Origin of the sequence: Paenibacillus piscarius, assembly GCF_022234545.1 — a bacterium.
Lineage (GTDB): Bacteria > Bacillota > Bacilli > Paenibacillales > Paenibacillaceae > Paenibacillus_AQ > Paenibacillus_AQ piscarius.
In genome coordinates this window covers 353750-369984 of record NZ_JAIEUI010000003.1, presented here as the reverse complement: position 1 = coordinate 369984, position 16235 = coordinate 353750, and the positions used below count along the sequence as shown (strand labels likewise).

Below are 16235 nucleotides of genomic sequence, written 5' to 3'. Positions count from 1 at the left end.
TGTCCGTATGCGGCCTGCACAAGCAGAGTCAGCCTTCCGAGATCCGGGCCTGAGGCTGCCGATACCTAAGGACGATAAGACGATCACGTATTGTCTTCAGGTATCGGCTTCTGCGTTACGCATTCGGGCATGTTCCGCCGTTCCGGCGGGATATGCTTTTTTACTGCTGTCCTGATCATTCTTCGATTACAATTCACGCTTACAATACCGAGAGGAGAGAGTTATATAATGACGCTGCTGGAGAAACGTTATAACGAGGGACAAGCTGCACAAGAGGCTCTTTTGGAGGAAGTCATTCATCTGGGACGGGATATTATCGACAGCCGTGATCTGGATCTGCTGCGCGAGAACGCCAACCTGAACGGGGAGAGCTTCTCCGGCAAAATGAGCAAATTCGGGAGTGAATATTCCAAATGGTACGCCCGTAATTTCACCATGCCGCAGCAGCTTGTACAGGCTACCCTGGATAATGTCGTCTATGTACACGACCTGGATCAGTACACCATCGGAACCACGAACTGCATCTTTATTCCGTTTGAACGGCTGCTCCGCGAGGGCTTCAACACCGGTAACGGCAGCGTGCGTCCGCCCAACTCGATTATGACAGCAATGTCGCTGGTGGCGATTATTTTCCAGTCCCAGCAGAATGCCCAGTACGGCGGCGTATCCGCCAACAAGCTGGATTATGATCTGGCTCCTTATGTCACCAAATCCTTCTCCAAGCTGTTCCGCAAAGGACTTGAATATTTTGAAGAAAATGCAGACGCATCGCAGCTTGGCGAGATTACAATGAGCCGCAGTGATCTGGCGGAGCAGTATCCGCGCGCGTTCAACTTCGCCCTGAAGGAGACCGAAATCGAAACCCTCCAGGCTGCTGAGAGCATGGTACATAACCTGAATACGATGTCCAGCCGCTCCGGCGGACAGATTCCTTTTACTAGCATTAACTACGGAACCTGCACCTCGCCGGAAGGCCAGCTGGTGATAAGCTCGCTGCTGACGGCCACCATGAACGGACTGGGCAGCGGGGAAACGCCGGTGTTCCCGATTCAGATTTTCAAATGCAAGCAGGGGATTAATCAGCAGCCGGGTGATCCTAACTATGAGCTGTTCCTGAAGGCAGCAGAGTGCTCAGCGCGCCGATTGTACCCGAACTTCGCCAACCTGGATGCACCGCTGAACATGCAATATTACGACCCGGCCAACCCGGACACCGAGTTTGCGACGATGGGCTGCCGCACCCGTGTTCTGGGCGACCGCTTCGGACGCAACCACTGCTCCGGCAAAGGTAATCTGTCCTTCAATACGATCAACCTGGTGCGCCTTGGACTGACACACGGTACGGTAACCGGCCGCCGTCTCGCCGCTAACGAACAGGGGTTCATCAAGGACCTGAATCACTATATGGATATCGCGCTGGACGGCCTGTTGCACCGCTTCCACATCCAGGCTGCGCAGAAGGCCAAGGCCTCTGACTTCATGATGCGCGAAGGCGTCTGGGAAGGCGGCGAGCAGCTTGCGCCGGATGACAGCGTAGGCGAGCTGCTGAAGCACGGCAGTCTGTCGATCGGCTTCATCGGGATGGCGGAGTGCATGAAGGCGATGTACGGCAAGCACCACGGGGAGGATATGGAGATTCACGCCAAGGCGCTGGGTATCGTCCGCCACATGCGTGAATACTGTGACCGCAAGAGCGAGGAGCTGAACCTGAACATTACGCTGTTCGCCACTCCGGCAGAAGGTCTCTCCGGCAAGTTCACCAAGATCGACCGCAAGGTGCTTGGCTCGATTCCGGGCGTAACCGACCGCGAGTACTATACGAACTCGTTCCATATTCCGGTCTACCACGAACTGAGCGCAGCCAAGAAGATCAGCCTGGAGGCACCGTTCCATGAATACTGCAACGCCGGAGCCATCTCCTATGTGGAGCTGAACGGCAATGCGCGGAGCAACCCGTCCGCGTTCGTCAAAATCATCCAGTACGCACTGGAGCAGGATATCAGCTACTTCAGCATCAACCACCCGATTGACCGCTGCTCCGGCTGCGGCTATGAAGGCGTGATCGGGACGAACTGCCCAACCTGCGGCGCGCATGAGGACACCACCCATATCCGCCGGCTGCGCCGGGTCACCGGCTATCTGACCGGCGATTACCAGACCCGCTTCAATGCCGCCAAGCAGGCAGAGGTAAGGGACCGCGTGAAGCATCTATGAACATCTGCGGCTATTACCCGGAGTCCATCAATGAAGGGGAGGGCCTGCGGGCCGTCCTCTTCATCAGCGGCTGCCGCCACCGCTGCCCGGGCTGCTTCAACCCGAAGACCTGGAATTTTAATTTCGGCGAGGTATTCACCCCGGAGCGGCGGCGGGAGATCATTGAGGACATCGCCGGCAATCCGCTGCTGGACGGGCTTACGCTGGCGGGGGGCGATCCTTTTTTCTCGGCGGAGGAGGCTGCGGACTTCATTCACGAGCTGCGGGCCGAGCTGCCGGACTTCCCGGTCTGGATCTACACCGGTTACACCTATGAGGAGCTTATAGCCTCTTCCGGCTCGCCGGAATGGAACCTGCTGGCCTTATGCCAGGTCGTGATTGACGGGCGGTTCGTGGAGGCACTGAAGGACCTGACCCTCACCTACCGGGGCAGCAGCAACCAGCGGATCATCGATATTCCGGCGAGTCTGGCGGGAGGTTCGGTTGTCCTGTGGGAGCCGGAGCTTAGCTTCAGCAGATAGTAACTAAAAAGGCACTAAACGCCCTATCCGGGTGGTTTAGTGCCTTTTTTTGCAGCAACGGCCTATTCTGTCGCTGAGGATTACTCTGCCTTACGTCCTGCCTTATGGTTCGTCTCCTCGGCCAGCTCCTCCAGCACGCTGTCCAGGCGCAGCTTCAGCTCCTCCGCCAGCTCGACCACGCCCTGGTCGTTACGCACCGCCTGGGAGTCTACCGCGTAGACACCGCCCAGAATGTGGCGTGCGCCCAGCACCGACAATACGGGCTTCAGCGCATAGTCGATCGCGAGCAGGTGCGCCAGGCTTCCGCCCATAAAGAGCGGCAGGATGATTTTGCCGGCCAGCCCTTTTTGCGGCACCAGATCCAGGAAGGTCTTCAGTACTCCCGTATAAGACGCCTTGTACACCGGACTGACTACGATCACCGCATCGGCTTCGGCCACGAGCCCGTTCGCCTTGACGATGGCTTCACTCTCAAACTTGGTGTGGATCAGGTCCTCCGGGGGAAGCTCTGCCACATTAATCCGCTCCACTTCAAATCCGCGCTCCCGCAGATCATGCTCCGCATATTCAATCACTGTATTGATCCGTGAGACCAGGGAGGGCGTCCCGTTAATTACGACTATTCTGGCCATATCTGCACCTCTTCCGTCTGCATAATATAGGATAGGCCGGGCTCTGCGCCGGGCATGAATACTTTAAATTAGTAATAATCCTAGCAGAGTACAAGGAATATTGTCAAACTCCAATTTGCTTGCAAACCCGCTGTGCTCTGGTTATAATAAACGGCAAACCTATATCGGGACCAGGCCAATGACCGGCATCCAACCGTGAGGCGTCTGCGACCGGAGCGCTCTTCTGCTCCCTAAGTTTACCGGGTTTCGCCCGTTACCGCGAAGACCAAAGAGGGCCTTATTCCGCTAAGTTGCATGAAGCGAATGAGGTCAACCTGGGTGGCACCGCGAGCTGACGCTCCTCGTCCCATGGATGAGGGCGTTTTTTGCGTTTTTTCACCCACACTTAAGGAGCGGATGCAGATGCTGGATATGAATTGGATCAGGGAGAATGAGGACATTGTACGGAAGACAGCCGAGTGGAAAAGACTGGAGTTCCCGCTGGCGGAGCTCCTTGCATGGGATGACCGGCGGCGTGAGGTACGCCGGGCCACCGAGCAGCGGCGCGCGGAGCGCAACGCGCTGACGAAGGAAGTGGAGCGCCTGCTGCGCGGGGGCGACAATGAGGGCGCCGAGCAGGCGAAGGCGCAGGTGCGGGGTATCGGCAGCGAGCTGGCGAAGCTGGAGGCGGAGCTGGCGGAAGCGGAGCTGCGCTGCGGCGAGCTGATGCTGCTCGCGCCGAATCCCGTGTCGGCGGATACGCCGATCGGACCGGATGAGGGCGCGAATGTGGAGCTGCGGCGGCATGGCGCGCCGCCGATGTTCGGGTTCCGCGCGCGCGACCATGTCGAGCTCGGAGAGCTGCACGACATGATTGACCTTCCGCGCGGCGTTAAGGCTGGCGGACCCCGCAGCTATGTGCTGAAGGGGGCCCGGTTGCTCCTGCACCTCGCCGTGCAGCGGCTGGCGCTGGATGTGCTGACAGAGCGCGGCTTCACCGCGATGGACGTGCCCGTGATCGTCCGCCCGGAGGCGCTGGAGCGGACCGGATTCTTCCCCGGCGGGCGGGATCAGACCTACGAGCTGACGGGCGAGAACCGCTGGCTGGCCGGGACCTCGGAGGTGTCGCTGGTCTCGCTGTACAGCGATGAGATTCTGGAGCTGGACCAGCCGCTGCGGCTGGCCGGGATGTCGGCCTGCTTCCGCCGCGAGGTCGGCTCGGCCGGCCGCGATGTGCGCGGACTGTACCGCGTCCACCAGTTCTCGAAGATCGAGCAGGTGGTCATGTGCCGCAGCGATGCCGCAGAATCGGAAGCGTTGCTGCAGGAGATTCTCGCCAATGCCGAGCATATCCTGCAGCTGCTGGAGCTGCCTTACCGGGTCATGGCCGTATGCAGCGGCGACATGGCGATGAAGACCCACAAGCAGTATGACATCGAGACCTGGATGCCCGGCAGAGAAGCCTATGGCGAGACCCATTCGGCTTCCAACCTGCTCGACTTCCAGGCCCGCCGCTCGGGCATCCGCTACCGTGATGAGAACGGCCGGCTCCAGTACTGCCATACGCTGAACAATACAGCGGTAGCTACGCCCCGTATTCTGATTCCGCTGCTGGAGAACCATCAGCAGGAGGACGGGTCGATCTACATCCCGCAGGCGCTGCGCCCGTATATGGGCGGCGTGGAGCAGATTGAACTTAAGTGATCTCCCCCTACGCATCGTCCACTTCTGGGGCATTCGGGGGGACATTCAAAGCATGAGGCGAAATCAGGGGCAGTATTGCCCCTGATTTTTGCCCTCTTTGAGCTTCACCAGGCTTACGCCCCCTCCCACCTGCACATTGTAATCGGTTTTCCGCATACATTCGCCCGCTCACCCCCGCACAGCCCCATTTGTATACTGTTTTCCACATGCATTCGCCCGCTCCTCCCCGCACAGGCCCATTGTATACTGTTTTCCACATACATCCGGCCCGCGACACTATCCGCCTGCGCATTATAATCGGTTTTTCACATACATATCTGACGCCTCTTTTGGATGTTTCCACAATAGAAGAAAATCATATTTCCCTAAACATTAACAAAGACAGTCATTCCTCATCTGTTGGAGAATGGCTGTTTATATAGATTTTGTACTAAACATAACTACTATTTTTATGCGCTTCGAATAAACTTCTCTATTATAATTTTGAATTGGTCTCAATTTAATATATATTTATATGAAGCAACCCTTTATTTTACATATAGATGGTAGAATTATCGGGATGCCAATTATAGTTTTGAGAGGAGTGGGTTTAGAATAATGGTTATTTCTCACAGGATGCGAAGATGGCTGTCTGCAGGACTATCCGTGCTGATGCTGCTCGGACTGGTAACCCCTGCCGGACAAAGTGCTCAGGCAACACCGGATAATAGTAATATTGTAATCTCACAAGTCTACGGGGGCGGCGGCAACAACGGCGCTCAATACAAAAACGACTTCATTGAATTATACAATCCCACGGAGCAGCCGGTTGATCTGACCGGATGGAAGGTAGGTTATGCCAAAGCCGACGGCTCATTTAACACTTCAAATACAACTGCGCTAACCGGGACGGTCCGGCCGGGCAGTTATGTGCTCATTCAACAAAAAGCCGGAACCAATGGCAGTGGCGCTAGCCTCCCTGACCCTGACCTTACCGGCAGCATTGATTTGAGCGCTACGAACGGTAAGGTTCATCTGTTAGACAGCTCCGATCAAGTCGTTGACCTGGTAGGCTACGGAACAGCGAATGCTTACGAAACTTCAGCCGTACCCGCTCTCTCAAACACCACTGCGGCGATTCGTCTCGCACTTCCGGATGATCCTACCGGCAACCGCGGCCTGGATACCGATAACAACACCAATGATTTCACCGTCCAGCCCCCTGATCCCCGCAACAGCCGCTATAGCCAGCCTCAGGCTGTAGAACCGGTCACGGCCTCTCCGGCGGCAAATGCCTGGCCTGCAGGCACCGCCATCTCCCTAAGTACATCAACCGTAGGCGCATCCGTCTACGCCTCAGTCTACACAAATGGTACAGAAGCGGAATTCAAGCCATACAGCGGACCCATTTTGCTGAATGCCCCCACCACTATCAAGACCTATGCTGCCGTATCGGATTCAGTGTACAGTACGGTATCAAGCTATGATTACACCGTGCTAGAGCAACAGGATATCGCCTCTGTCCGCCCGGAGCCTAAGGGCCAGAATGTGTGGACAGGAGGAACCGTTACACACATCGACGGTGCAAAAATGTACATTCAGGATGCCGTGGCAGCGATCGTGCTGTACGGATTCCCGGATTTCGCCCAGGTTGGCGATACCGTTAATGTGCAAGGAGTTATGGATATTTACAGTAACCTGCAGGAACTCAAACCGTCCGCCGGGCTTAACTACAGTGTAGTTACCCCGAATGCCGGTGTCCCCGCCCCTAAGCTTATTAACGCCGCAGATCTGACGGCTGCCAAAGGCGAAGCTTACGAGGCTCAGCTGGTTACCCTTGAGAATGTAACGGTCACAAGTAAAGACGGTAAGAATGTCACCGCCACTCAAGGAGGGCAGACCTTCAGAATCTACTCCGACCTGCCTCAACTGATTGCAGGCAAGCATTTTGATAGAATCACCGGTGTGATTGAACAGTTTAATGATGTCTATCAATTCGTTCCGCTGAACGCAGAGAGCCTGGTAGAAGAGCTCTTCTCTGTGACCGCCAGCCCCGGCTCCGGCCGGATTATCACTGGAGGCACAGTCACGCTGTCGAGTCCTACTGATGGAGCAGCGATTTATTATACGCTCGACGGATCAGAGCCAACCCTATCCAGCACAACGTATACAGCTCCAATTACAATCAGCAAGGATACTGTAATTAAGGCAATCGCCTCCATCCCGGGGCAGACCAGCAAAGTATACACCTTCACCTATACGGCTTCCGCGCCGCCGCGTATCCATGATATTCAAGGAGAATCCCATACCTCTGAATATGCCGGCCAGACCGTTACGGATGTCGAGGGGATTGTTACCCAGTATGGATATACATTTGCGAACGGCAATTATAAAGGCTTTTTCATACAGGACCCTAAGCCGGATACCAATGACAATACCTCTGAAGGCATATTCGTATACAGCACGAATACCAGCCTGAAGCCCGATATCGGAGATCATGTGAATGTATCGGGTATGGTGTCTGAGTACAATGAGGGCAGCAGCAAGAATCTGACCTCCACCCAAATTACACTCAGTACAATCAAGACGGTTGCCAAAAACGTTAAACTTCCTGAGCCTGTAGTTCTGGGTAAAGGCGGGCGGATCATCCCGTCCTCAGTTATCGACGATGATAACCTAACTGAATTCCAGCCCGCTGAGGATGCTATCGACTTCTATGAATCGCTTGAAGGAATGCTCGTTACACTTCCGACTCCTGTGATTCTCAGTCCGTATTGGACAAGCGGCGGCGGTACCTCCACCGTATATAACATTCCTACCAGAGTGGACAATACTATGGACGATGTTATTACACCGGCAGGCGGACTTGTACTTAAAGACGTCAAAAATCTTAATCCGCAGCGCCTGTTGATCGCCTACGGCAATCCCGGCCAGGAGGTCGGTACAGGCGACCGGTTCAACAGTGATGTTACCGGCGTAATCGGCTATAACAACGGCAACTACAAGGTGATTCCGGCAGAGGGAAGCCTGCCAAGCATTACCCGAAGCAGCTTCACACAGGAGACCTCTACCATTGCTGTCGATGAGGACAAGCTGCTGGTGGCTTCGTACAATATTGAGAACTACTACCCTGGCGTAGGGACTGCGAAGATTCAGAAGCTGGCTCAGTCCATCGCTGTGAATCTCAAGAAGCCGGATATTATCAGCGTCGTTGAAATGCAGGACAGCAATGGCGAAACTGACAACGGTATCGTGGAAGCCAGCGCCGCTGAGCTGATTCAAGCTATTCAGACCGCCGGAGGACCGGCTTACAAGTATATTGATATTGCCCCGGTGGACAAAGCGGACGGTGGTGCTCCCGGCGGCAATATCCGGGTAGGCTTCCTCTATAATCCAGCAAGAGTCAAGTTGTCGGACAGCATCAGCGGACAGAAGGGCTCCGCTCTGCAAGCAGTCAGCTATAATGCGGCTGCGGACCAGTTAAGCTCCAATCCGGGAAGAATTGATCCGGCGAACAAGGCTTTTGATGCTTCCCGCAAGCCGCTGGCTGCACAATTCGAGTTCAAAGGCAAAAAGGTCATTGTAATTGCCAATCACTTCAATTCCAAATCGGGGGACAACGGCCCGTTTGAGAACGTTCAGCCTCCGGTATTATCCAGTGAAACACAACGCCATCAGATTGCCGCCGTCGTGAACGGCTTCGTCAAGGATGTACTGGCAGCCAACCCGTCGGCGAATATTATTGCCATGGGCGACTTGAATGATTTCCAATTCACCAAGACCGCAGAGATTCTCAAAGGCAATGAGCTGGACAATCTGATTGACAAGCTGCCGCTTAATGAACAGTACACCTATACGTATGACGGAAACTCACAGGTGCTGGACCATATTTTGGCGAGTAAAAATATTGCGGAATCCGCAGAAGTGGACGTTGTCCATCTCAATGCAGATTTCCCGGCATCTCGTGGACGGGCATCCGACCATGATCCGGTGGTCGCCCAGTTCGATCTGTCCGATTTCGCTCTGCGTGTACTGCACACGAATGACACGCACGGACATCTGGAGACCATTGCCAAGCGTGCTACAGCGATCAAGCAGGAACGCAACCCCTATACGCTGCTGCTGGATGCGGGAGATGTGTTCTCGGGAACACTGTATTCCACCACTTTTAAAGGCATGGCGGATGTCGATTTCATGAACGATCTCGGCTATGACGCGATGACCTTCGGTAACCATGAATTTGACCAGAATAAGGAGCATCCTGAGTATCTGAGAAATTTCGTGGAAGCAGCCAGGTTCCCGTTCGCCAGTGCCAATATTGATTTCACTACCAGGAACAGTGAGCTGGCGGACCGGTATCACAACGATATCGTTACCATCGCCGGAGGTGACACCACGCATAACGGCAACATCTATCCGGCTGTAATCAAAGACGTCTACGGGGAGAAGGTTGGCATCTTCGGTCTGACCACTGAGGATACGGTCGGCTTATCTTCTCCGGGGGATAAGATCAGCTTCAAGGACCATGTAGAGAGCGCGAAGAACACTGTAGCGATGCTCGAAGCCAAAGGGGTTAATAAGATTATCGCGGTAACCCATCTGGGGTACACCGTAGACAAGAATCTTGCTGCCGCTGTCCCGGGCATTGACATCATTGTCGGCGGGCATTCTCATACCAAGATCGACAACCCTCCTGAGCCGGTTACCAATGTTGGTACAGGTAAGCCGGTGCTGGTGGTCCAGACGGGAGAATACGGTCAAAATCTGGGACAACTGGACGTTGTCTTCGACAAGAACGGCGAAATTGTATCGTACAACGGCAAGCTGCTGGATGTAGCCAAATACGCTGAAGATCCGGCGGCCAAAGCCAAGCTGGCTTCCACATACGATTCTGAGCTCGAATTGGTCCGCAGCCAGGTTGTAGGCCAGTCGGACGTTGACCTCTACACCAACCGCGACATCGACGGGAAATCCGTTCGCGTGGTGCGTAAGGAAGAGACACCGATCGGCAACATGATTGCGGACAGTATTGCAGAGAAGGTAACCGAGCTGATGCCTAACTTCGTGTCCAAGGATGAGCTGGGTACAATCAAAGGCGTCGTCGCCATCCAGAATGGCGGGGGCATCCGTGCAGCGATTGACAAGGGTGAGATTACGATGGGTGAAGTGTTAACCACCCTTCCGTTCAATAACAGCCTCGTCGCCCTGAAGGTTACCGGTGCGGAGATTATCTCCTCTCTGGAGAACGCAGTCAGCGGCCTGGAAACCGACCAGGGACGGTTCGCCCATGTCTCGGGAATGAAATACACGTATGATTCAACCAAAAAGCCGGAGATTGTGAGTTCTTTGACCGGTCAGGTGACCCAGGCCGGGGAACGGATTATCTCTGTAGAGATCAAGCAGGCGGACGGCTCTTATCAGCCGATTGATCCGGCAGGCTATTACATTCTGTCGACGAATTCCTTCATGGCAGGCGGCGGAGACTTCTACCGCGCACTGGCCTCCGCCAAGGCGGACGGGCGTTATTATGAGCTGGGCCTGCCTGACTTTGAGGTGCTGCTGGCTTATCTGAAGAACCATAAACCGGTCACCTCCAAGCTTGAAGGCCGGATCACCGATCTGAAGGGAGCCGTTCCAAGTCCAAGCCCGACTACAACGCCAGCTCCAACTACCGATCCGGCTGGATCTAATCCGGGAGGCTCCGGGGGAGTGACGCCTACGGCAACGCCTGCACCAAGTCCGACTCCTGCTTCAAGTACAGCAGTGCCACAGATTACCACACTTACAGCAGCTGAGCTAACCGCGAAGCTGGCTGCCCTGCCAGTCGGCTCCAGTGAGCTGGTTATCCCGCTTACTGCCTCGGCAGGCGGCGCACAGGTTGTACTGCCCGGCAGCGTGTTGATCCAGCAGGCGACTGCCCGCCCGGACACCGTGCTTACCTTCACCTCGACCGGCGGAGCCTCATACTCTCTGCTGCTGAGCGTTGTGAACGGATCAGCACTGGCCGCACGGCTCGGTACCGGAGAGTTCACGGTCACTGTCTCACTGCTTACAGGCAGTCAGTCTGCACTGGATGGTCTGAATAAGGCCATTGCCGCACAGGGCAATGGGCTCACGTTAGCCGGTCCAGTGATTGAATTCAGTGTCGTTGCCCAGGCAGGCACTACAAGCGTTCCGCTGAACAGCTTCGGCAGCACCTATGTAAAGCGGACCCTTACGGCCACCGGAGCACTGAATGCCTCGGGGGCAACCGGGGTCAACTATGACCCGGCCACGGGCAAGCTTTCCTTCGTGCCTTCCGTCTTCGCAAGTACAGCAGACGGGCACACAGAGGTAACGATCAAGCGCAACAGCAACAGCTATTACACTGTCGTAAAATCGTCCAAGGCCTTCGGCGACACTGCCGGACATTGGGCACAGAGCTCTATTGAGCTGCTGGCCTCCAAGCTGGTCATCACCGGTACCAGCAGCACTGCCTACTCGCCTGCCCAGTCTATTACACGGGCAGAGTTCGCAGCCCTCATCACTCGTGCGCTGGGCCTTGCACCGGCAGCTGCAGGCACGTCCTTCAGTGACGTCCGTGCTGGCACATGGTATACGGATGCTGTACAGACAGCAGCAGCCGCAGGTCTGATTACCGGCTACACCGACGGCAGCTTCAAGCCGGGCAGCCCGATTACCCGCCAGGAGATGGCGGCAGTCCTGTCCAAAGCCATGAAGTTCACCGGCAAGACCCTGACGGCTGACCCGGCCGGACTGGCGAAATTCCGCGATGCCGCAAGCATCCCGGCCTGGTCCAGAGCAGCGGTAGCTGAGATCGCCGCCGCAGGCATTATCCAGGGGACGCCAGACGGTGCATTTGCTCCAGCCAAGCTGGCAACCCGCGCAGAAGCGGCTGTCATGCTGGAGAAGACTCTGAAGTCGCTTCAATTCATTAACTAGCATTCCACGGCAATCTGCCAGGGCGGCGGTATCCGCAGCGTATGAAGCGCTGCGGGTACCGCTTTTTTTTGCTTGCTTATTGCATTAAGTTCATTTATTATAAAACAAACAATCAGTTCTATAAATATAGAACCAAGAAAGCGGGACATTCATATGGATTACAAACTGACCGTAGACTTCGCGCCCATCTATGAGTGCGTCACCAGCCTGAGTGCGCTGGTCGGCAAGCAGAATCACAACGCACTGGATGCCGGGCCTCCCTGGGTGCGCCAGGTGCAGGCGCAGTTCGCCCCCGTCAAGCTCCAGAGGATGAAAGAGGTCATGAAGCTTACAGACAATTTCAGTCTGTCTCCCTATATCTGGAGCTGTCCCGGGGAGCGTGCGGTAGAGGATTTTCTCAGCTGGTTCACATCGCTGTCTCCGGGAGAAATGTATGAAATCTCCGGCCGCTTCGGACAGACTGTCCCTGCGAACCTTGCCGAGCTGCGGGACGCTGCCGCTGAAGTGATCCGCGTATGGAACGACGGCTATTTCAGCACCATTAATCCGGCCATTCTAGAGGGGCTGCAGCAGGAGGCCACGGCACGGACAGCGCTGCTGGACGGCAAGAATGGTATGGAGGTGTACGAAGCGGCGACTCAAGGGATGCGTCTGTACCCGTCAGAGACGCTGAAGCAGATCATTCTTGTTCCGCAGTATCACGCACGTCCCTTGGTCATATCTTCTCTCTATGATGAGTATGTGTTCACCAGCTATTCCTGCGACGCACTTCCGCCAGAGGAGGGACGGCCGGCTGCCGCACTGCTGCGGCTTACCCGGGCATTGTCCGATGAGACCCGGCTGTTCATTCTCCGGCTGCTTACCGGCAGCCAGCTGACTTTCACCGAGATTGTGAAGGCCGCCGGCCTGTCCAAAAGCACCATCCACTACCACCTAATTGCGCTGCGGGCAGCAGGGCTGATCATCGTGCACACCAGCGGCAGAAACACCTCCTACAGCCTGCGGCTGGAGGCGCTGAACGGCCTGCCCGGGCAAATTGGGGATTATCTGAAGGGGTGATATTCATGCAGAAGCGCAGCTATTACGGTTTGTTATCTACGGTATCCCTCAGTGCCTTCGGCGATGCCTTTGGGCTGCTGGCGATGGAGTGGCTGGTCTATGAGCTGACCGGCTCCAAGCTGGCGATGGGGGCGCTTGCGCTCAGCTCTATGATCCCCGAGCAGGTGCTGCGCCTGCTCGGCTCCCCGCTGTCCGACCGGCTGCCGCGCGTCCGGTTCATGGCCTGCCTCGCCTCCCTGCGGCTGCTGGCCCTCCTGCTGCCGCTCTCGCTGGGGCTCGCCGGCCATCTCCAGCTCTGGCAGCTGTTCGCCGCTGCCAGTCTGAGCGGGGCCTGCTCGGCGCTGTTCCTGCCGACCGCCATGGCCGTCATCCCCGGTGTTGCCTCCACCGGCAAGCTGATGCGCGCCTTCGCGATCATTGACGGCTGCAAGGGTGCCGCCGCCCTGCTCGGTCCGGCACTCGCTGGCATCCTGACCGCGGCCAGCGGAGCCTTGCCGGCGCTTGGGGTCAACGCCGTCTGTTATTCGGCGGCGATTGCCACCCTGCTGTGGCTGCCACGGACGGGCAAGCCGGCCATCACCCCGGCCACAGGCTTCTCAGTGTCCGGCTATCTGCGGGAGGTCACCGAAGGCTTCTCCTTCTACCGTCAGTTCCCCGCCATGCTGGTCATCATGATGATGGCCGCCGTCAGCAACCTTAGCTCCATCGCCATCTGGACGATGATGGTCCCTTATGTCCGCGAGGTGCTGCACCGCGATGCGGCGGCGGTGGGGACACTGTCTACCGCTTCTGCGCTCGGATACCTGGCCGGGCTGGGTATAATCTCGTTGATAGGGGAGATTAGGCAGCGGCGCGCGGTCATGTTGGGCAGCTTAGGCCTGTCCGGCATCATTACCATGATCTGGGGCTTCATGCCCAGCTATGGATTTGCCTTATTCGCCGTATTCGCCGCCGGGCTGATGGGGCCGTTCTTCAGCTCTCTAAGCTCCTCGCTGCACGGACGGCTCGTGCCCGGCCAGCTTCAGGGACGGGTGAACTCGGTCCGTTTCCTGATCGGCGGAAGCCTGTCCCCCATTGGCGCCTTCGCTGCAGGAGCTGTAGCCGAGCTGTACGGCTTCCCGGTTCTGCTGCTGGCCGCAGGCCTTCTTCCGGCACTATACGCCGGTGTAGCATTCTGCCTGCCCGGCCTGAAGACGCTGGACGGTGACCTGTCTGCGCCGGAGTTGCCAGGACGGCGTCCCAGGGACGTTAACCTAACAGGCGATCTGTCCATGTAGATTGAACTGGGTTAAAGCATTTTTTGTTTGAACCGCAATGTTGCACTTTCTGCAGGATTTTTCCGAATGAGTTACTGGCTACGGCGAAATCTTGCACAATTTGCATGAATTTCAACGCTTAGGGTGAGTTAGACCTGACTTTGTTGCATTATGTGCAGGATTTCAGCGCTGATCGCTCCTAAATGAGCCTCAGTGTTGCATTTTATGCAGCATTTCTGCGAAAGTCATTCCAACCAAGTCACAGTGCTGCACTTCATGCAGCATTTCAGCGCAGGCCACACCAATCCAGCTTCATTCTCGCACTCCGTACATCCAACCTACATTCCTCACTCATTAAAGCTCCTCCCCACCGCCCGCCCCACGCCAAACAAGCGGTGCGCATCACGCACACCGCCTGTTTATTGTCCCTCTATCACATGCGTGTCCCGGTAGCCGGAATCACTCTCTAATCAGCCTCACCCTCACTGGTCACATAATGACTCGTGTCCCCGTGCAGCACGATCTCCGGCACGCCGTCCGTGATATCGATTCTGCACAGGCAGGTAGGGTGAATGTAGGGCAGATCCCACAGCTTCTCCATCGCCCGGTCTTCAAAATAAGCCATCAGCACCTTCACGACCACCGTATGAGTCGCGATCAGTATCGTGCCGCCTTCATGAAGGGCGATCAGCTCGCGCAGCTTGCCGAGCGCGCGCTCCTGCACCTCGGCGAAGGTCTCGCCGCCCGGGATGCTGAACAGCCCGGGGTCGCCCCAGAAGAGCTGATGCTGCTCCGGGTACTGAACCTCCAGCTCCCCGGCGTCCCGGCCTTCCCAGATGCCCAGGCGGATCTCTTTGAATTCGTCGAAGGCGGCCAGCGGAATCTCCCGCTCGCCCCGGATAATTTCTGCCGTCCGCAGCGCCCTCGGGCTTGAACTGGCATATACGGCATCCAGATGCACATCCTGCATCGCCTTGCCCAGCCACTCTGCCTGCTGCACCCCCAGCGGAGTCAGCGGCGAATCCTGGTGGCCCTGCATCCGCTTCTGCACATTCCATTCCGTCTGCCCGTGTCTGGTAATATACACTGTAGTCGTCGTCAAATTCCGATTCCCCTTTACCCAATATGTATCAATAATTACCTGCGGTGCTGCTCCAGCCACTTCACGCCATAATCGACAATCTCCCGCTGCGGGACCAGCTGCGCTGCGGATGCGGCTACCTGGCCGCTGACAATCCGTCCAGTCTCCCGGCCGAAGTCCGCGCCAAGCTGGGCGAAATCATCCGAGTTCCAGTTATAATCCTTGAACTCCACCCATTGTCTGACTCCGTCTACCAGCATCGGCGCGCCTGCCATGACCTCCTGCTTCCCGGCATAGTCAGCCCGTTGCTCCGCCAGATGCAGCGAGGTGTTGTTCCCATGGTCCACACCCAGCAGCAACACGCTGCCTCCCAGCTCATAGATCCGGGCCAGCGGCGACCGCTCCCCGAAGGCATACTCCAGGCCATGCCCGTCAATGATGGCATCCCGGTGCTTCCCCCAAGCGGCAAAAGAGTCAACCGGATGGTCGCTGCGCCGCACGCCCTTCTGCTTACGGAAGCATTCCGGGATAATCCCCATGCCCCGGGTTGGCGTGAGGCTTGGGTCGTAGGCAGGCATATGCTCCCGGATGCCCGGCCACCAGCCCTCCGGCACCGGCGGCCGGCTCCAGCCGGACGGATCGGTCAAATCCGAGGATTGCGTCGGCATCACCAGCGTGCCCTCTTCGCCCAGCACCTGCTCCAGCGCCAGAATTACGGCAACCGGACCGCCAGCCACCCACTGCCCCAGTGACTTGAAGGAGGAATGCAGCAGGATCGTCATTCCTTCCTGTACGCCCAGTCCCCGGAAGTCGGCAGCAAGCCTATCTGCAGTTATCAATGTTCCTTGTATTTCTTCCAAGTGTCGCA

The 16235-nt window shown here is 56.7% G+C and carries 9 protein-coding genes; 6 read left to right on the top strand and 3 right to left on the bottom strand.

Features of this window, described 5'->3' with window-relative positions; all coding sequences use genetic code 11:
• The first annotated feature begins 228 nt into the window (after nucleotides 1–228).
• Both K1558_RS07640 and nrdG read left to right on the top strand, forming a co-directional pair.
• Entirely contained in the window at nucleotides 229–2214 is a 1986-nt protein-coding gene (locus K1558_RS07640) for an anaerobic ribonucleoside triphosphate reductase (protein ID WP_238650803.1), read from the top strand.
• Nucleotides 2211–2735, top strand: coding sequence for an anaerobic ribonucleoside-triphosphate reductase activating protein (nrdG, locus tag K1558_RS07635; RefSeq protein ID WP_238650802.1), 525 nt, complete (start codon nucleotides 2211–2213; stop codon nucleotides 2733–2735). The genes K1558_RS07640 and nrdG overlap by 4 nt, the downstream gene beginning before the upstream one ends.
• A gap of 80 nt (nucleotides 2736–2815) precedes the next feature.
• Here the strand turns inward: nrdG and ssuE are convergent, their stop codons facing one another.
• Nucleotides 2816–3367: an NADPH-dependent FMN reductase gene (gene ssuE, locus K1558_RS07630; RefSeq protein WP_238650801.1), complete on the bottom strand. Its 552-nt coding sequence runs from the start codon at nucleotides 3365–3367 to the stop codon at nucleotides 2816–2818.
• Between the two features lie 402 nt (nucleotides 3368–3769).
• Between ssuE and serS the strand changes: the two genes are divergently transcribed.
• From serS to K1558_RS07610, 4 genes are all read left to right on the top strand, one after another.
• Nucleotides 3770–5050, top strand: coding sequence for a serine--tRNA ligase (gene serS / locus K1558_RS07625; RefSeq protein ID WP_238650800.1), 1281 nt, complete (start codon nucleotides 3770–3772; stop codon nucleotides 5048–5050).
• A gap of 597 nt (nucleotides 5051–5647) precedes the next feature.
• Nucleotides 5648–11971, top strand: coding sequence for an S-layer homology domain-containing protein (locus K1558_RS07620; protein ID WP_238650799.1), 6324 nt, complete (start codon nucleotides 5648–5650; stop codon nucleotides 11969–11971).
• Between the two features lie 153 nt (nucleotides 11972–12124).
• Nucleotides 12125–13030: an ArsR/SmtB family transcription factor gene (locus tag K1558_RS07615; protein ID WP_238650798.1), complete on the top strand. Its 906-nt coding sequence runs from the start codon at nucleotides 12125–12127 to the stop codon at nucleotides 13028–13030.
• A gap of 5 nt (nucleotides 13031–13035) precedes the next feature.
• Nucleotides 13036–14307, top strand: coding sequence for an MFS transporter (locus K1558_RS07610; protein WP_238650797.1), 1272 nt, complete (start codon nucleotides 13036–13038; stop codon nucleotides 14305–14307).
• 445 nt (nucleotides 14308–14752) lie between these two features.
• On the opposite strand, the gene K1558_RS07605 is transcribed toward K1558_RS07610, so the two are convergent.
• Together K1558_RS07605 and K1558_RS07600 are read right to left on the bottom strand one after the other, a co-directional pair.
• Nucleotides 14753–15388, bottom strand: coding sequence for a histidine phosphatase family protein (locus tag K1558_RS07605; protein ID WP_238650796.1), 636 nt, complete (start codon nucleotides 15386–15388; stop codon nucleotides 14753–14755).
• Nucleotides 15389–15423: 35 nt separating this feature from the next.
• Nucleotides 15424–16227 carry an AAC(3) family N-acetyltransferase gene (locus tag K1558_RS07600; RefSeq protein ID WP_238650795.1) on the bottom strand — a complete coding sequence of 268 codons (804 nt, stop codon included), beginning with the start codon at nucleotides 16225–16227 and terminating at the stop codon, nucleotides 15424–15426.
• Between the last annotated feature and the right edge of the window lie 8 nt (nucleotides 16228–16235).